The sequence below is a fragment of the Mesorhizobium sp. AA22 genome (assembly GCF_001672375.2).
In the GTDB taxonomy this organism is placed as follows: Bacteria; Pseudomonadota; Alphaproteobacteria; order Rhizobiales; family Rhizobiaceae; genus Mesorhizobium; species Mesorhizobium wenxiniae.
On sequence record NZ_CP048406.1, the window covers coordinates 683,510 to 699,540 of the forward strand.

The following is a 16,031-nucleotide window of genomic DNA, read 5'->3' on the forward strand; positions in this document are numbered from 1 at the left end:
ATCGCACCTAAATCGGAACAGCGTGCCGGCAACGACGCAACAAGGCTTCAAGACGTTGAATATCCGGACTGCAGGAAAAGATGAAAGCTGATTTCTACGAAACGTTGGGTGTGCAAAAGGGGGCCGACGAGAAGGAGCTCAAGAGCGCTTTCCGCAAGCTCGCCATGCAGTTCCATCCCGATCGCAATCCCGGCGACCATTCCTGCGAGCACAAGTTCAAGGAAATCAACGAAGCCTACGAGACGCTGAAGGACCCGCAGAAACGCGCGGCCTACGACCGTTTCGGCCACGCCGCCTTTGAACAGGGCGGCATGAACGGCGGCGCACACGGCTTCGGCGCCGGCGGCTTCGCCGACATCTTCGAGGATATTTTCGGCGACATGATGGGCGGGCGCCAGCGCCGCTCCTCAGGTGGCCGCGAGCGCGGCGCCGACCTGCGCTACAATATGGAAATCACGCTGGAGGAGGCGTTTACCGGCAAGACCGCACAGATTCACGTGCCGGCCTCGATCTCCTGCACGGAATGCTCCGGCAGCGGCGCCAAGCCCGGCACCCAGCCCGTCACCTGCTCGATGTGCAATGGCCACGGCAAGGTACGCGCCACGCAAGGGTTCTTCTCGATCGAGCGCACCTGCCCGCAATGTCAGGGGCGTGGCCAGACCATCAAGGAGCCGTGCCCGAAATGCGCCGGCCAGGGCCGCGTCACCGAGGAGCGCTCGCTGTCTGTCAACATCCCGGCCGGTATCGAGGACGGCACCCGCATCCGCCTTGCCAATGAGGGCGAGGCCGGCCTGCGCGGCGGCCCGTCGGGCGACCTCTATATTTTCCTGGCGGTCAAGCCGCACGAATTCTTCCAGCGCGACGGCGCCGATCTCTACTGCAAGGTGCCGATCTCGATGACGACGGCAGCACTTGGCGGCTCCTTCGAGGTGGCGACGCTGGACGGCACCCAGACGAAAGTGAAAGTGCCGGAAGGCACCCAGAACGGCCGCCAGTTCCGCCTCAAGGGCAAAGGCATGCCGGTGCTGCGCCAGCACAATGTCGGCGACCTCTATATCCAGACCGCGGTCGAGACGCCGCAAAACCTTTCCCGCCGCCAGCGCGAGTTGCTGGAGGAGTTCGAGCAGGTTTCCTCGAAGGATAATTCGCCGCAGTCGAGCGGCTTTTTCGCCCGCATGAAGGACTTTTTCGAAACCTTCGGCGAGCGCTGATGCCTATTCTCGGCAATCCGGTGTAGAGTGCAATCAAGGCGAGGCTTCCCTAGCGTCATCAACATCTTATACCGGAGTCCGCCTTGCCTTGAACCCCGTAGCTGCTAAGTAGCCTCTCGGGGGGAGCGTTCAGGAGAACTTGCATGGCACATGGTCCCGGACTGCGAAAGGCGCTGGCGGAAAAGTTTGACGACGAACTGAAGTTCTTCAAGGGCTGGATCGACAAGCCGAAGGCGGTCGGTTCGATCGTGCCGACCAGTTCCACCACGGCTCGAAAGATGGCCTCCGTCGTCAACCCGAACTCGGGCCTGCCGGTGCTCGAAGTCGGGCCTGGCACCGGCGTCATCACCCGAGCCATCCTCGCCCAGGGCGTAAAGCCTGAAAATCTCTACGCAGTCGAATACTCGCCCGATTTCGTGCGCCATCTGCGCCAGCTCTATCCCGGCGTCAACGTCATCGAGGGCGACGCCTTCAATCTCGATGCGACACTCGGTGACAAGAGCGGCCTGACCTTCGATTCGGTCGTCTCCGGCGTGCCATTGCTCAATTTCCCGGTCGCCCAGCGCATCGCCTATGTCGAAAGCCTTCTCGACCGCATCCCGACAGGCCGCCCGATCGTGCAGCTGACCTACGGCCCGCTGTCGCCGATCCCGCCCGGCCGCGGCGACTACACGGTCGAGCATTTTCATTTCGTCATCCGCAACATCCCGCCAACGCAGCTGTGGATCTACCGACGCGCGGCGCATTGATCAGTATTTGGTATTTGAGACGTGCTTGGCCTATACCTGTCGGCTGACAATGATGGCCAATGGCAGTGATCCCGAAAATTCTCGTCTTCGCAGGTTCGATTCGCGCTGGCGCCTACAGCGGCAGGACCGCCGATGTGGCGCAGAAGGAACTCGCTCTGCAGGGTGCCGAGGTAACCCGCATCTCGCTTGCCGACTATCCGCTGCCGATTCTCGACGAGGATCTGGAAAAGGAGAAAGGCATTCCTGAAAACGCCATCAAGCTTGCCCGGCAGATCGCCGCCCATGACGGGCTGCTGATCGCGACGCCCGAATATAACGGCTCGATCCCGCCGCTGCTCAAGAACGCCATCGATTGGGTGAGCCGCGTGCGAATGGATGGCGGGCGGTCGTTCAGGCCGTTCACCGGCAAGCCCGCCGGCCTTTGTTCGTCTTCCAAAGGACATTTCGCCGGGGTACGCTGCATCAACCATCTGCGCTCCGTGCTGGTGCGCTGCAAGATGGAGGTGGTGACGCCGGAATGCTCGGTGCCGGAGGGCGGCAACGCCTTCGACGAGGACGGAAATTTCAGGGACGAGAGACTGCACAGATCGATGGAGCACCTATGCCGCACGCTGATCGAAACCTCGCGCATGCTGTCGACGCGGATCGAGGCGTGATCCAGGAGCGCGCCAGCACCATGCAAGACAGGCTGATCGTCGGCCTCGACGTGCCGACGCTGGAGGACGCCGAGAAGGCGGTGCGTGAGCTCGACGGGATCGTCTCCTTCTACAAGATCGGCTACCAGCTCGCCTTCGCCGGTGGCCTCGATTTCGCCCGCGAGCTCGCCAGCGGCGGCACCAGGATCTTCCTCGACATGAAGCTGCTCGACATCGACAACACGATAGCCAAGGGTGTCGAGGCCATTGCCAGGATGGGCATGACCATGCTGACGCTGCACGCCTATCCGAAGACGATGAAGGCAGCGGTCGAGGCCGCCAGGGGCAGCGATCTTTGCCTGCTTGGCGTCACCGTGCTGACCTCGATGGACGAGCAGGACGTGATCGACGCCGGCTATGAACATGACCCGCATACGCTGGTGCTGAGGCGCTCCGAACAGGCGCTGCATGCCGGCATGGGCGGCATCGTCTGCTCGGCCGAGGAAGCGGAAGCGGTGCGCCGGATCGTCGGGCCCAACATGGCCGTCGTCACGCCGGGAATACGGCCCAAGGGCAGCGACCATGGCGACCAGAAGCGCGTGGTGACGCCGGCGCAGGCGATCCGCAACGGCTCCAGCCATCTCGTCGTCGGCCGGCCGATCGTCGGCGCCGCCGACAGGCGAGCGGTCGCGGAAGCGATCCTTGACGAAATGCGCTCGGCCTAACAATTCGGAGGAGAAGCATGCCCAAGGGATACTGGATCGCCCGCGTCGATGTGCGCGATGCGGAAGGCTACAAGGACTATGTCACTGCCGCCAAACCGGCTTTCGATCGCTTCGGCGCCGTTTTCCTGGCACGAGGCGGTGCGCATGAAAAGGCGGAAGGGCCGGGCCGCGACCGCAACGTAATCATCGAGTTTCCGTCTTTGGCTGCGGCGCACGATTGCTATCACTCGCCGGAGTATCAACGCGCCGTGACGATCCGCCAGAAAGTAGCCGACGGCGAGATCGTGCTGGTCGAAGGGGTTTAGTTCGACCGCCGTGGCGCGCGTGGTCTCATCGGAAATTGCAGGCGAGCATGCAGCTGCAGCGATCAAACCGAATGCAGGATGTAAAGCTTGCGCGTTTTCTCGTGGATGGTCCATTCGCCCTGCCAGCCAAGCGGCAGAACAAGCAATTCGCCGGGTCCGACATTTTTAACCGCGCCCTCGGGACCGTGCAGCGTCACGCGGCCTGAGACGATGTGGCAGATCTCGGAATTCGTGTCGCGGCGCGCGGTGAACCGGCCCTGCGAACATTCCCAGACACCGACTTCGATCTTGCCATCGTCCGAAGCCCAGAGGGTGTTGACTGCTTCCAGCTGATCGCCTTCCACCGAGGTGGGTTTCGGCTGGGGCTCACCGAGGTCGATATGCGCAAGGTGGGCGAAGGTCTTGAAGTCGATCATGCTATATATCCTCGAGGTGATGCGGTTCAATGCCCGGTGATGCGGTCTGCCAGGGCCGCTAGCCGCGATGTGCGCGGCAGCCCCTTTGCTTCCCTCTCGTCGGCAATCCGATAGAGCTGATACATCGAATGGACGCCCAGCCAGCGCAGCGGCTCTGGCTCCCACTTGCGCACGGTTCGATTGACCCAGGGAAGCCGGGTCAGCTCGGTGTCGTTGTCCAGCAGAAGATCCCTCAATGTGCGTCCCGAGAGGTTCGAGGTGGAAACGCCGAGGCCGACATAGCCGCCTGCCCAGCCTATTCCGGTCTGCTTGTCAAAGCCCACTGTCGTGCACCAGTCCCGCGGCACGCCGAGCGTTCCACACCACGCATGGTCGAGCTTGAGCCCCTCGGTCTGCGGCAGAAGCGTCGTCAGGATCTTGTGCAGCTTGTCGATCGTCGCCTGCTGGGTGACGCCTCGAAGGTCGGTTTTCGAGCCGAAGCGATAAGGCACCCCGCGCCCGCCCATTGCAATGCGTCCTTCCCGGGTGCGCTGCGCGTAGCAGTATGTGTGTGCGGCGTCGCCGAGAACCTCGTAGCCATCCCAGCCGATTTCGCTCCACAGCTTGTCGGACAACGGCTCGGTGACCACGATAGCGCTGTTGAGCGCCAACCAAAGTCTCTCGTGGCCGGCAATTCCCGCAGTGAAACCCTCGGTCGCCCGCACGATCTTTTCCGCGCGCACCACGCCTCGGCTGGTTGTGACCTTGCCTTTTTCGATCGACAGCACGGTTGTCTGTTCATAGATCGGCACACCGAGGCGCTCCACTGCCTTGGCGAGCCCCTGCACCAGCTTTGCGGGCTGAACCCGCGCAACCTTCTTGATGACGAAGGCGCCGCGCGCGTTGTGCACCGCTATGCGCCGACGCATCTCGGCTGCATCGATATACCCCACGCGTTCGTCAGTCAGCTCCCAGGATCTGGCATGGGCATACATCGCCTTGGCGCGCTGCTCCTGCGCCTCGTTGGTAGCGACCAGCAGTTCGTCGGTACGGCGAATGTCGGCGTCGATGCCTTCGGCTTCCGCAACCGATATGACCTCGTTCACCGTACCCGTCATTGCCGCCTGCATGGCGACGACTCCGGCGCGCGACGATGCCTTCTCATATTTTTCGCGCGACCATGAGAACCCGCCGGACAGCCAGCCGCCATTGCGTCCCGAAGCACCGAAGCCGGCGAACTCCTTCTCGACGATGACAATGTTGAGGTGGGGGGCTGCCTGCTTCAGGTAATAGGCGGTCCAAAGGCCGGTGTAGCCGGCCCCGACGATGCAGACGTCGGCCATGATATCGCCCTGCAGCGGCGGCCGATAGTCGGGCACGCCGCCGATGTCGGCATACCAGAATGAAACGTCGCCGTTCTTCTTCACGTCCATTGTCGAGATTTCCCAGATAGGATTCAGGTCAGCGTGAAATCGACGTTTTCGTCGTCCGCCAACAGCTTCACGTCGCTGCCCGCGAATACGAGATCAACCTCGTCGCCGATGGCGAAGGTCTCGGCGTCCAGCGTAGAGCGCACGATCGCCTTGGAGGTGTCGGCCAGCACGACCTCGTATTTGGAGCCCGATCCGAGGTAGATGGCCTCGCCGATGCGCCCGGGCAGGGTGTTTCGACCCTGTCCGCCCTTCCCCCGTCTGGCGAGGCTCAGCTTCTCCGGCCGCAGCAGCATCACGGGTTTGGCGCCGTCGGCAAGGCGTTTGGCGGCAGCCACTTTCCGCCCTTCTATGTCAATGGCGGTCTCGTTCCCGGAGGTGGAGGCTGCGCCGCGCAGTATCGTCGAGTCGCCGACGAATTTTCCGACGAACAAGGTCTCGGGCTCGTCGTAGAGCTGGCGACCGGTGCCGATCTGCTCGATGCGTCCCTGGTTGAACACGGCGATGCGGTCCGAGAGGACCAGGGCCTCCTCCTGGTCGTGCGTGACATAAACGAAGGTGGTGCCCAATTCGCGGTGGATCCGTTTGATTTCGAGCTGCAGCCATTCACGGAGCTTCTTGTCGAGCGCGCCGAGCGGCTCGTCCATCAGAAGCAGCGGTGGGTCGAATACGATGGCACGCGCCAGTGCGACGCGCTGCTGCTGACCGCCGGAGAGCTCGCTGGGGAAGCGGTGGCCGAAATCCGCCATCTTCACCATGTCCAGCGCCTTGCGCACCCGGGCCTCGCGATCGGGATTGGCGATGCCGCGCAAGGTCAGGGGATATGCGACATTCCTGCTGACCGTCATATGCGGGAACAGCGCGTAGTGCTGGAAAACCACGCCGATGTTGCGTTTATGCGCCGGTACGCCGATGACGCTCCTGCCGCCGACATCAAGCGAACCCGAGCTGACCTCGGTGAAGCCGGCGATGACGTTGAGCGTGGTCGTCTTGCCCGAACCGCTGGGTCCGAGCAGCGTCATGAACTCCCCCGGCTCGATGTGCAGAGAGACCTTATCGAGAGCGATGAAGCTGCCATAGTGTTTGCTGACTGATTTGAGATCGATGGCTGCGCCGCGAGTCGATGGTGAGGCCATGTCAACGTCTTCCCTGTCTCGAACCGATCAACAGCCCCGCCCCGATCACCAGCGACGTCGTGATGAAGAGCAGCGTGCCCACCGCCGCGACGGTGGGATCGGCGTCCCGGGTAATGCTCGAGAATATCTGGACCGGCAGTGTCTTCAGATAAGGGCTGGTGATGAACAGCGCGACGATGATCTCGTCGAATGAGGTGACGAACGCAAACAGCAGGCCCGACAGGATGCCCGGCGCGATCAGCGGCAACGTCACCGTCCTGAACGCCGTCAGCCGGGTTGCGCCGAGGCTGGCCGCAGCAGTTTCCAGCCGTTTGTCGAAGACTTCCAGGCTGGCGGAGACGGCGATGATGACGAAAGGAACGGCGAGCATGGTGTGCGCAAGCACGAAGCCGGTCATGGTGCCGACCAACCGCGTATCGAGATAGACCGCATAGATTCCAACGGCGAGCACCACCCCCGGCACGACCATTGGCGTGATCAGCAGCGCGCGCAGCACGCCGCTGACGCGGCTTTTCATGCGATCGAGGCCGAATGCCGCCAGCGTGCCGATGACGGTGGCGAACACCGCCGTGACAACGGCGACCTTGAGCGAACCGACCAGGCTCGCCGACCATTCCGGGTTGGTGAAAAAGTTCTGGTACCACTGCCAGGAAAAGCCGGATGGCGGAAAGGCCAGCGACTTCTTGTCGTTGAACGACATCGGCACGACGACGATTGTCGGTGCGACCAGCCAGACCGCGACGAGCAGGCAGAACAGACCGAGCAGGATTCGACCGGGCTGTTTCATCAGCGTCTCGAGCCCGTCTTGTGCGGTTGCCGCGACAGCGGTGCTGCGAGCGCGAGTAGGACGAAGGTCGCGATCAACAACACGACGCCCATCGCACCGCCGCGGCCCCAGTTGAGCAGGCTGAGCACCTGGTTCTGGATCAGGGTCGAGAGCATGGTCGAACGCGGACCGCCGAGCAGAGCGGGGGTGATGTAGAACCCGAGCGCAAGAATGAACACGATGATGGCGCCTGCGTAGACGCCCGGAAGCGAGAGCGGCAGATAAACCTGGGAAAAGGCGCGCGCCGGGCTCGCGCCGAGGCTCCGTGCCGCCTGCATGAGCCGCAGGTCGATCGTTTTCATCACCGAATAGAGCGGCAGGATCATGAACGGCAGCAGCACCTGCGCCATGCCGATCACCACGCCCGTCTGCGTGCGGATCAGCTTGACCGGGCTGAGGCCGACTGCCCGGATGACGGAGTTGATCACGCCGGAATCCTGCAAAAGGATGACCCATGCCAGGGTGCGCACCACACCGCTCACCCAGAACGGCACCAGCACGCACAGGATGAGGACGAGCCGCATCTTGGGTCCGACTGCGGTCATCACATAGGCATAGGGATAGCCGGCAATGAGACATACCAGCGTCACCCAGGCGGAGATCGCGAAGGTCCGCTGAAGTACAGTCAGATTGACCGGTGTGCCGAAGAACCAGGCATAGTTCTGCCATCCCCATTGCGGCTCGGAAAAGCTGCGCAAGGTAACGATGGCAAGAGGCAGACCCAGGCAGATGACGAGCAGCAGCAGCGCCGGCGCGACGAGCCAGAAAGCCTGTCCACGAAACCAGCGCCGCCGGTCGTCTGCGGCGACAGCCGGAACAGTGTTCCGGCTGTCGATTGCTCTCGTTGCCACGGTGGCGGACCTAGTTGCCCGCCATCAACGCGTTCCACTTTTCGTTCGCCACCTCGAAGTTCTCCACCCAGAACTTGATGTTCTGCTGGTAACCGAGCTTCAGCTTGTCCGGCGTGTTGGTCATGAACGCCGCTGTGATCTCGTCCACTTCGGGCTTCGCGTCCTTGTGGATCGGGGTATACGAGGTCGTTTTTGCAAGCGTCTCCTGCGCGCTCTTGCCGACATAGGCGTTGATCAGCGCATGCGCCGCGTCGGGGTCCTTGACGCCCATCGGAATGGTCATCTGGTCCATCACGACCAGCCAGTCCTGCCACGCCGGCGTGTACTTCGCGCCGTTCTTCACCGCAGTCATGGCACGTCCGGTCCACATCGCGATCATGTCGGCTTCGCCGGATTCGGCGAGTTGCTGGGAATCAGCTCCGGTCTTCCAGAAGATCGTGTCCGGACCGAGCGACCTCACCTTCTCGATCGCCTTGTCGATATCGGCAACCGTCATGTTTTCCACCGATCCGCCGGCGGCGAGCAATGCCTGCTCGATCATGCCGCCGGAGAGATCGCCGCTGCCCTCCAGAGCGCGCGATCCCGGGAACTTCTCGATGTCGAAGAAATCCTTCCAGCTCTTGGGCGGGTTATCCTTGTACTTTTCGGTGTTGTACATCAGCACCACGCCATAGTTCATGGCCGGCACACTGCATTCGCTGATCTGGCCCTCCGGAATGTTAGACGTATCGATCTTCGAGAAGTCCAGCTTCTGGAACAGCTTGCCGCAATAGACGTAGGGCGGGAAATCGCCGGTATCGACAACGTCCCAGGTGACATTGCCGGACTCGACCTGCGCCTGCAGTTTCGAGATTTCGGTTGGCCCGTCGCTGAGCAGCGTCACTCCGGACTTGTCGACGAACTCCTTCAGCGCGGCGATCTGACCATCCTGGTAAATGCCTCCATACGAGACGAAGGTCAGCGTCTTGCCCTTCAGCGAGCCCTCGGCCACCTCGCCCGCCACGGGCTTGCTCTGTGCAAGCGCTGCGGTGGTGATCATCAACAGCCCGAGTGCGGCGACCTGTCCGATCTTGGTCTTCATAGTTTTATCTCCCATTTATGTGCACCCGCATTAGTTCGGTTCGCCCGGCTGCGAGCCTTGTCCGGGCGTGTATCGATTGAGTTCCGCCGCGCCGCTGGTTGGGGGCGCGATGATCCAGAGCACCTGCGCCGGCGTCTTGCCGATGTTTGCCGTGCGATGGGGCGTCGAGGTTGCGTATTCGATGCTGTCGCCCTCGTTCATGACGAAGCGCTCGTCTGCCAGCGTCAGCTCGACTGTTCCCTTCAGAACGACGAACATCTCGTGCTTGCCGCCATGCGTGTAAGCATCGTTACCGGTCGAACCGCCGACGTCGAAATCCCCCGAATAAACCTCGAATTCATGGATCGGCCGCCGCGACAGCAACGTCTTTCGACAACCGTGGCTGATCGGCAGCAGGGGGCGGTCGCCTCTGGTGAGCACCTTGTGGAACCCACCTTCGGTCTGCTCGAACAGGTCGTTGATGCCGAGATCCAACGCAGCCGCGATCCGCATCAGGGTGCTGGCGCTGGCGCCGCTCAGATTGCGCTCGAGCTGGCTGATGAAGCTCGCCGTCGTGCCGACCATGTCGGCCAGCTGGCGAAGCGAAATGCGTCGGGCCGTGCGAATGGCCTTGATCCGCCCACCGACATGCTTCGCCTTGTCCGCGTCCGCCCCTGCCTGCGCGGCCACGCCCGGGGACGTAGCAAGGTCGACTTTCACCGAGTGCCTCCTTCACTTAACACCCTATTAAGTGAAGTGCCGGAACGCAAGCGATTTGTCAAGATACGATACGATCCTGGGTCGCCCGGGGGCAGCTTCACGCAGAATTTCTGCTCAGGACGCGGCCATTCGGTTAAAACGGCTCGCCGCGGTCTCGGCCATCGCATCGGCGAGGCCCATCTCCCATTGCGTGCGGCAATAGGCGCGGAAATCGAAGCAGGGCAGGCCGGGGCAGACCTCGAATTCGATGAGATGGACGCTGTCGTCGGATTCGACCCGGAAATCGATGGAAAATACATCTCGCAGGCCGAGCCCGGTCATCAGGCTTTGCGCGATCCGTCGGATCTTTGCATCGGCTCGCGGCTGGCTGGCGGCGACCGGCAGCAGCTCGGGCTCGGCGTATGTCCCCGCCTCCCTGGCAGCCTCGCCGGTGCCGCCATAGAGCGCCAGGCTGTCTGCCATGGTCTGGAAATCACCGCCCGAATCGACAAAGGCGACGCCGAGCGCCTCGACGCCGGTGTCCGGCTTCAGGCCGAGATAGCTCGCGCGCACATTGCGCCCGGCTACATAGGGCTGCACGACGACGTCGTCGCGATAGGCGGCGAACACGCGCCGGCTAAGTTCCAGCGCAGGGCCGAGATCGGCACAGCGCGAGTCCGGCCAGATGCCGATCTTGGCGCCGAGCCGGTTCGGCTTGACAAACCAGCCTGCCGGCGAAGCCGGTGGCTCGACCAGCCAATGACCGTCGCGGGCCAAACCGGATTGCGGCACCGGCAGGCCGAGTGCACCGAGCACGGCGCCGGAGCGGAACTTGTCCTGGCACAGCGCAAACAGCGCGTCATCGGCACCGATCACCTTCAGGCCATTCAGCCGTGCCAAAGCAGGTGCGGCGCCACCGCGGAAATAGGCGATGCCGTCGGTCAGCGTCCAGACAAGCGTGGACTTTGGGCCCTCGCCGGCGAGAGCGCTCGCGGCATCGTCGAGCGCCACTGGAACAAAGGACAGGCCGCGTGTCAGGCAGGCTGCGGCCAGCGCATCGAACTCAGAGGCGATGTCGGTCGATTGCGCCAGATAGGAGGCGATTTCGGCCGCGCGCGCCGCCACGTGGCCATCGGCGACCAGCCGGTCGAAGCAAGCCTTTTCCGGCTCGTAGGCAAGGATCAGCTTCGGCTTGCGGCTTGACATGGGATGAACGATTCCCGGGGATGAACGGGTCCTGGCAGCGCGATTGCCTACCATCGCACGGCGGATGTATCAGGCTTTCGCGGAAAACCGACGTCAGCCGGACGCCTGCACGACAGTGCTGGTCGATCTTCTTGTTTGACCATGATCTTCCGAACCAAAGGTTCGGGATCATGGTCTAGGCGATCGCCACGCGCGGCTCGAAGCGGCCGTTGACTGGAATGTCGAGCAGAAATGTCATGCCGGCTTGCGGGTCCAGCAGGCGCTGCTTCTCATTCTTGCCCGACCAGGCTGAAGTCACCGCCAGCCGGTCGGCATTCCTGCCGACAAAGGCCGGGCAAGACGGTTGCGTCACCGGCATCGCGACCGAACGGATGAGCTTGCCGTCAGGCCCGTAGGCTTCGATGACGCTGCCGCCCCAGCAGGCGTTCCAAAGAACACCGTCGCGATCGAGCACCGAACCGTCAATATAGCCCTTGGCCTTGCGATGATCGACGAAGATCTTCGGTTCGCCGACCGGCAGGCCGGTCGCTGCATTGCAGGCGACGCGCATCAACAGGCCGGTGCTGGTATCGGTGTAACAGGCGAGCGTTCCGTCCTCGGAAAAGCAGATCGAGTTCGACACGGTGATGTCCGAATAGAGCCGACGCAGCTCTCCCTTGAAGAACCAGTAGATCGAGCCGGTGGCCTTTTCCTCGCCCTTGCCCATCGTGCCGACCCAGAAGGCGCCGCAGGGATGGACGCGCGAATCATTCGAGCGCGTCATCGGATTGTCGGCCTCGATCGCCGTGTGCAGCGTCATCTTGCCGGTCGCGACGTCGCGGATATGCAGGCCGGTTTCGGTAGCGATCAATTGTCTGTTGTCATCGATCACGGCGATGGCGCTGGCCATCTGGCCAAGCTCGTGGATTTTGACCGCACCGCCGGAAAGGCGCTTCTCCAGAAGCTGGCCGTTGACGATGTCGAACCAGTAGAGCGTATCGGTGGCGGGGTCATAGCTCGGGCCTTCGCCGAGCTGGCAGACATGGTCGGAAAGAACAGAAACGATGGCTTCGTTCATCGCACTGCTCCAAACGCCGCATCCCAGGCGACGACTGCGGCCTGTGCTCGCGTTGCCACCTCATCCACGTTCATACCAGGCTTGAACAGGCTTGAGCCGAGGCCGAAGACACTGACGCCAGCGGCTTTGTAGCCGGCAAAGTCCTTTTCTGACACACCGCCGACCGCGCCGACCAGCATATCGGAAGGCAAAACCGCGCGCATCGCCGCGATACCGGCGGCGCCAATCACGCTGGCCGGGAAGAATTTCAGCGCCGAAGCGCCGAGCCGGATCGCCTGGAAGGCTTCGGTCGGCGTGAACACGCCGGGCATCGTCACCATGCCGTAATTCATCGCGCGACCCATGACCTCGGCATCGATGTTGGGGCTGACCAGCAGCCGCCCGCCGGCCTTTTGCAATCCGTCGACATCGGCCAGGGTCAGCACAGTCCCGGCGCCGACCAGTGCCGTCGCCGGCAGCGCCTCCGCGATCCTTGCGATCGAGGCGAAGGGCTCCGGCGAATTGAGTGGAACTTCGATCGCTTCGATGCCGGCCTCGAAGATCGCCCGGCCAATGGCCACCGCCTCGTCCGGCTTGAGGCCGCGCAAGATGGCGACAAGGCCGCGCTCGAGCTTCGGAAATGGTGCGGTCTCGGTCATGCGGCAACTCCGCTTCCAGCAATCATGCCATTTTCGCGCGCCGCCTCGATCAGGCCCGCACGCACCGCCTCGTCGGCATCGACGGTCCGAACCGCGAGTCCAGCGAGGCCGAGCGCCTCCGTGTACAGCGCGCCGAGCGCGCCGGAAGCGACCAGCACGACCGACCCGCCTTTCCCATAGCGCCGGCTGGCCGAGGCGATCTCGCCGCCGATCAGCAGGCCGGACAGGCAAGCAGCGGCATCGTCGGGCTTCAGGTCCTGAAGCAGGCCAGCCGCGCGGATCGAGAACAGTCTCGACGTGACATCGCCGCCGTCGGCAAGCGCTTGCTCGCACCAGCGCCGGAAAAACGGATTGCCTGGTGCAACCGGCTGGGGCTGCTCGCCCAGCGAATGGCGCAGGATCGAGTGCGCCGCCAGCACCGAAAACAGCTCGCCGGTCGGCCACGTGCCGAAACCGGCAACAGCGCCGTCCTCGACCAAAACCCATTTCGAATGGGTCCCGGGCATGCAGACGAGATGACGGCCCTTTGCCGGCAAACCAGCGCCGGCCAGCTGCGTTTCCTCGCCGCGCATGACGTCGGGCGCATCGGCCTGGCGCTGGGCAAGCCCCGGCACGATACGGATGTCGCGGCGCTGGCCGGGGATGCGCGCAGCGCCGGCAAGGATGGCGCCGATCGGCGCCGGCACGGTGACATAGGGCGCCTCCAGCCAGCCCTGGCGCGAGCCGGCCATGCCGCAGATGATGACGGGCATCGCTTCCGGCGCGCCCATCGCCACCAGATGTCCTTCGAGGATGGTCGAAAACCCGGCGGCCTGCGCAGTGATCAGCCCGTCGTCGCCGCGGCGCTCGGCAAGGACGTTTCCGGCCTCATCGATCAGCCAGACCCGGAGACGGGTTGTGCCCCAATCGACGGCGGCAACGGCCGGCACCTTGTTCGGAAATCCTGGGCTCACAGGAAGCCCCCATCGACGATCAACATCTGTGCGGTCAGCATCCGCGAGGCGTCCGACGCCAGGAACAGCACTGTGCCGACAATGTCTTCCGGCTGCATCACCTGCTTGATGCATTGCTTGGCAACGTGGGCGGCGAGCGCCTGTTCGGTGACCCAGAGTTCCTTCTGCCGCTCGGTGATCACCCAGCCGGGTGCGATCGCATTGACACGAATGCCGTCGGCGCCGAGCTTGCCGGCAAGCCCCTTGGTCAGGCCGACGATGCCGGCCTTGGCGGCGGTATAGGCCGGCATGTCGGGGTGGTTGATCAGAAACGACGTCGACGTGAAGTTGATGATCGAGCCGCCGCCGGCGCGCTTCATGCCCGGCGCTACCGCCTGTGCGGAGAAGAAATGCGGACGCAGGTTGACCGCCTGGTTGTTGTCCCAGAATTCCACGGTGACATCTTCCACCGCGTGGCGATCATCAAGTGCTGCATTGTTGACCAGCACGGTGACGTCGCCATGCGCTTCGGCCGCCTTGGCGGCTGAAGCCCGCAGCGCCTCGACATCGCGTATGTCTGTCTTGAGATAGAGAGGCCGGCGGCCGAGATCCTTCTCGATGCGGTCGGCCAGCGCAAGGCTCGGGCCATCGGCGATGTCGATGAAGGCGACCTTCGCTCCCTGGCGGGCAAAGCCCTCGGTCAGCGCCGCGCCGATGCCGGAGCCGCCGCCGGTGATCAGCACCGAGGCACCTTGAAGGTCGGCAAAGCGTGCCGATGGCATCATTTTTTTCTCCCTGCGCATGACCCCGGAATCGGTTTCGATTTTCGGAAAGGATCATGCGCAAAATCAAAGTGCTACAGCGTCCTTTGCGCGTCCAAAAGGACGCGCGGCGCTGTAGGCTCAGTCGGCGCGCATCCTAGCCAGCTCGGTCGGGGGAGCAAGGGAGAAAAACCGATTCCCGAGGCTTATGTCAGACAAAAAGACGATCACGTCCCACTACGCATCCTTGCAGCGGCGGCCAACCCCACGGGCATCGAGCGCACGCACAGCCTCGCTTTGTCTGCAACTGGCCGACAGACGCCCCGCATGCAGCAGGCAATCCTCAAAATGTCGCGATTGGCAGATCACCGGCGAGGTTGTAAGGGCAAGCACAAATGCCCATCCGATCCGCCGGAGATCCGCCATGCCTTTGAAAATCGCCGTCCAGATGGACCACATCTCCACCGTTTCGATTGCCGGCGACACGTCTTTTGCGCTGTCGCTGGAAGCGCAGCGGCGCGGCCATCAGTTGTTCCACTACACGCCCGACCGGTTGTCGCTGCGCGGCGGCAAGGTGTTTGCCCGCATCGAGGAAATGCAGGTCCGCGATGAGAAGGGCAATCACTATTCGCTCGGTGAAGAAGTCCGCACCGACCTGTCCGAGATGGACGTCGTCCTGCTCAGGCAAGATCCGCCGTTCGACATGAACTACATCACCACGACGCACATACTCGAGCGCATCCATCCCAAGACACTGGTGGTCAACGACCCGGCGTGGGTGCGCAACAGCCCGGAAAAGATCTTCGTCACCGAATTTCCCGACCTGATGCCGGAAACGCTGATCACCAAGGACCCGCTGGAGGTCGCCGCCTTCCGCAAGGAGTTCGGCGACATCATCGTCAAGCCGCTCTACGGCAATGGCGGCGCCGGCATCTTCCACCTGCACGAGGCCGACCGCAACCTTGCTTCACTGCTCGAAATGTTCGGCCAGTTGTTCCGCGAGCCCTACATCGTGCAGCGTTATCTGAAGGAGGTGCGCGCCGGCGACAAACGCATCATCCTGATCGACGGTGAGCCGGTCGGCGCCATCAACCGGGTGCCGGCCGAGCATGATTCACGCTCCAACATGCATGTCGGCGGCCGCGCCGAAAAAACCGAACTGACGGCGCGCGAACGCGAGATCTGCGCCCGCATCGGCCCATCGCTGAAAGAGCGCGGCTTTATCCTTGTCGGCATCGACGTTATCGGCGACTACATGACCGAGATCAACGTGACGTCGCCGACCGGCGTGCGCGAGGTGCAGCGTTTTGGTGGCGCCGATATTGCGAGCCTGTTCTGGGATGCGGTCGAGGACAAACGCAAGTAGCGCACGCTTGGCGGAACAGCGTTTTTCCAACCCAGAGCGCCGCGACGCC

18 protein-coding genes are annotated in these 16,031 nt (G+C 63.1%); 6 read left to right on the plus strand and 12 right to left on the minus strand.

Going from position 1 to position 16,031, the window contains the following annotated elements; genetic code table 11:
* The first annotated feature begins 80 nt into the window (after positions 1–80).
* From dnaJ to A9K68_RS03255, 5 genes are all read left to right on the plus strand, one after another.
* Entirely contained in the window at positions 81–1,211 is a 1,131-nt protein-coding gene (dnaJ, locus tag A9K68_RS03235) for a molecular chaperone DnaJ (protein ID WP_065006409.1), read from the plus strand.
* 143 nt (positions 1,212–1,354) lie between these two features.
* Positions 1,355–1,960 carry a phospholipid N-methyltransferase PmtA gene (gene pmtA, locus A9K68_RS03240; protein WP_029347837.1) on the plus strand — a complete coding sequence of 202 codons (606 nt, stop codon included), beginning with the start codon at positions 1,355–1,357 and terminating at the stop codon, positions 1,958–1,960.
* 59 nt (positions 1,961–2,019) lie between these two features.
* A complete protein-coding gene (locus A9K68_RS03245) occupies positions 2,020–2,616 on the plus strand; it encodes an NADPH-dependent FMN reductase (RefSeq protein ID WP_065006410.1) in 597 nt (198 codons plus the stop codon).
* A gap of 20 nt (positions 2,617–2,636) precedes the next feature.
* Positions 2,637–3,320, plus strand: a complete 684-nt coding sequence (gene pyrF, locus A9K68_RS03250) for an orotidine-5'-phosphate decarboxylase (protein ID WP_082982158.1) — start codon at positions 2,637–2,639, stop codon at positions 3,318–3,320.
* 17 nt (positions 3,321–3,337) lie between these two features.
* Positions 3,338–3,625: a DUF1330 domain-containing protein gene (locus tag A9K68_RS03255; RefSeq protein ID WP_029347841.1), complete on the plus strand. Its 288-nt coding sequence runs from the start codon at positions 3,338–3,340 to the stop codon at positions 3,623–3,625.
* A gap of 62 nt (positions 3,626–3,687) precedes the next feature.
* Here A9K68_RS03255 and A9K68_RS03260 read toward each other — a convergent pair whose 3' ends face one another.
* The 12 genes from A9K68_RS03260 to A9K68_RS03315 form a co-directional block, all read right to left on the minus strand.
* Positions 3,688–4,041 carry a cupin domain-containing protein gene (locus A9K68_RS03260; protein ID WP_065006411.1) on the minus strand — a complete coding sequence of 118 codons (354 nt, stop codon included), beginning with the start codon at positions 4,039–4,041 and terminating at the stop codon, positions 3,688–3,690.
* A 26-nt stretch (positions 4,042–4,067) separates the two neighbouring features.
* The gene (locus A9K68_RS03265; RefSeq protein ID WP_065006412.1) at positions 4,068–5,453 is read right to left on the minus strand and encodes an FAD-binding oxidoreductase; all 1,386 of its coding nucleotides are present in this window, start codon (positions 5,451–5,453) and stop codon (positions 4,068–4,070) included.
* Between the two features lie 23 nt (positions 5,454–5,476).
* Positions 5,477–6,586 (minus strand): ABC transporter ATP-binding protein, encoded by a 1,110-nt coding sequence (locus A9K68_RS03270; protein WP_065006413.1) that lies wholly within the window; start codon positions 6,584–6,586, stop codon positions 5,477–5,479.
* 1 nt (position 6,587) lies between these two features.
* The gene (locus tag A9K68_RS03275; RefSeq protein ID WP_029347847.1) at positions 6,588–7,373 is read right to left on the minus strand and encodes an ABC transporter permease; all 786 of its coding nucleotides are present in this window, start codon (positions 7,371–7,373) and stop codon (positions 6,588–6,590) included.
* Positions 7,373–8,263: an ABC transporter permease gene (locus A9K68_RS03280; protein WP_065006414.1), complete on the minus strand. Its 891-nt coding sequence runs from the start codon at positions 8,261–8,263 to the stop codon at positions 7,373–7,375. The genes A9K68_RS03275 and A9K68_RS03280 overlap by 1 nt, the downstream gene beginning before the upstream one ends.
* 10 nt (positions 8,264–8,273) lie before the next feature.
* Positions 8,274–9,344, minus strand: a complete 1,071-nt coding sequence (locus tag A9K68_RS03285) for an extracellular solute-binding protein (RefSeq protein WP_029347850.1) — start codon at positions 9,342–9,344, stop codon at positions 8,274–8,276.
* A 30-nt stretch (positions 9,345–9,374) separates the two neighbouring features.
* Positions 9,375–10,043 (minus strand): XRE family transcriptional regulator, encoded by a 669-nt coding sequence (locus A9K68_RS03290; protein WP_065006415.1) that lies wholly within the window; start codon positions 10,041–10,043, stop codon positions 9,375–9,377.
* A gap of 114 nt (positions 10,044–10,157) precedes the next feature.
* On the minus strand, positions 10,158–11,228 hold the full coding sequence (locus A9K68_RS03295) for a D-alanine:D-lactate ligase-like protein (RefSeq protein ID WP_065006416.1): 1,071 nt from the start codon (positions 11,226–11,228) through the stop codon (positions 10,158–10,160).
* A 175-nt stretch (positions 11,229–11,403) separates the two neighbouring features.
* On the minus strand, positions 11,404–12,285 hold the full coding sequence (locus A9K68_RS03300) for an SMP-30/gluconolactonase/LRE family protein (protein WP_065006417.1): 882 nt from the start codon (positions 12,283–12,285) through the stop codon (positions 11,404–11,406).
* A complete protein-coding gene (locus A9K68_RS03305) occupies positions 12,282–12,923 on the minus strand; it encodes a 2-dehydro-3-deoxy-6-phosphogalactonate aldolase (protein ID WP_065006418.1) in 642 nt (213 codons plus the stop codon). Before A9K68_RS03305 ends, A9K68_RS03300 begins: the two co-directional genes overlap by 4 nt.
* Complete coding sequence (locus tag A9K68_RS03310) at positions 12,920–13,876, minus strand: 2-dehydro-3-deoxygalactonokinase (RefSeq protein WP_065006419.1); 957 nt, start codon at positions 13,874–13,876, stop codon at positions 12,920–12,922. Before A9K68_RS03310 ends, A9K68_RS03305 begins: the two co-directional genes overlap by 4 nt.
* The gene (locus A9K68_RS03315) at positions 13,873–14,640 is read right to left on the minus strand and encodes an SDR family oxidoreductase (RefSeq protein WP_065006544.1); all 768 of its coding nucleotides are present in this window, start codon (positions 14,638–14,640) and stop codon (positions 13,873–13,875) included. Before A9K68_RS03315 ends, A9K68_RS03310 begins: the two co-directional genes overlap by 4 nt.
* A 400-nt stretch (positions 14,641–15,040) precedes the next feature.
* On the opposite strand from A9K68_RS03315, the gene gshB reads away from it, so the two are divergent.
* Entirely contained in the window at positions 15,041–15,982 is a 942-nt protein-coding gene (gene gshB / locus A9K68_RS03320; RefSeq protein WP_065006421.1) for a glutathione synthase, read from the plus strand.
* Positions 15,983–16,031: the final 49 nt, after the last annotated feature.

Bases quoted from the DNA above. Each gene is read 5' to 3' on its own strand.
- dnaJ (WP_065006409.1), top strand. From the start codon at position 81: ATGAAAGCTGATTTCTACGAAACGTTGGGTGTGCAAAAGGGGGCCGAC.
- pmtA (WP_029347837.1), top strand. From the start codon at position 1,355: ATGGCACATGGTCCCGGACTGCGAAAGGCGCTGGCGGAAAAGTTTGAC.
- A9K68_RS03245 (WP_065006410.1), top strand. From the start codon at position 2,020: ATGGCAGTGATCCCGAAAATTCTCGTCTTCGCAGGTTCGATTCGCGCT.
- pyrF (WP_082982158.1), top strand. From the start codon at position 2,637: ATGCAAGACAGGCTGATCGTCGGCCTCGACGTGCCGACGCTGGAGGAC.
- A9K68_RS03255 (WP_029347841.1), top strand. From the start codon at position 3,338: ATGCCCAAGGGATACTGGATCGCCCGCGTCGATGTGCGCGATGCGGAA.
- A9K68_RS03260 (WP_065006411.1), bottom strand. From the start codon at position 4,041: ATGATCGACTTCAAGACCTTCGCCCACCTTGCGCATATCGACCTCGGT.
- A9K68_RS03265 (WP_065006412.1), bottom strand. From the start codon at position 5,453: ATGGACGTGAAGAAGAACGGCGACGTTTCATTCTGGTATGCCGACATC.
- A9K68_RS03270 (WP_065006413.1), bottom strand. From the start codon at position 6,586: ATGGCCTCACCATCGACTCGCGGCGCAGCCATCGATCTCAAATCAGTC.
- A9K68_RS03275 (WP_029347847.1), bottom strand. From the start codon at position 7,373: ATGAAACAGCCCGGTCGAATCCTGCTCGGTCTGTTCTGCCTGCTCGTC.
- A9K68_RS03285 (WP_029347850.1), bottom strand. From the start codon at position 9,344: ATGAAGACCAAGATCGGACAGGTCGCCGCACTCGGGCTGTTGATGATC.
- A9K68_RS03295 (WP_065006416.1), bottom strand. From the start codon at position 11,228: ATGTCAAGCCGCAAGCCGAAGCTGATCCTTGCCTACGAGCCGGAAAAG.
- A9K68_RS03300 (WP_065006417.1), bottom strand. From the start codon at position 12,285: ATGAACGAAGCCATCGTTTCTGTTCTTTCCGACCATGTCTGCCAGCTC.
- A9K68_RS03305 (WP_065006418.1), bottom strand. From the start codon at position 12,923: ATGACCGAGACCGCACCATTTCCGAAGCTCGAGCGCGGCCTTGTCGCC.
- A9K68_RS03315 (WP_065006544.1), bottom strand. From the start codon at position 14,640: ATGATGCCATCGGCACGCTTTGCCGACCTTCAAGGTGCCTCGGTGCTG.
- gshB (WP_065006421.1), top strand. From the start codon at position 15,041: ATGCCTTTGAAAATCGCCGTCCAGATGGACCACATCTCCACCGTTTCG.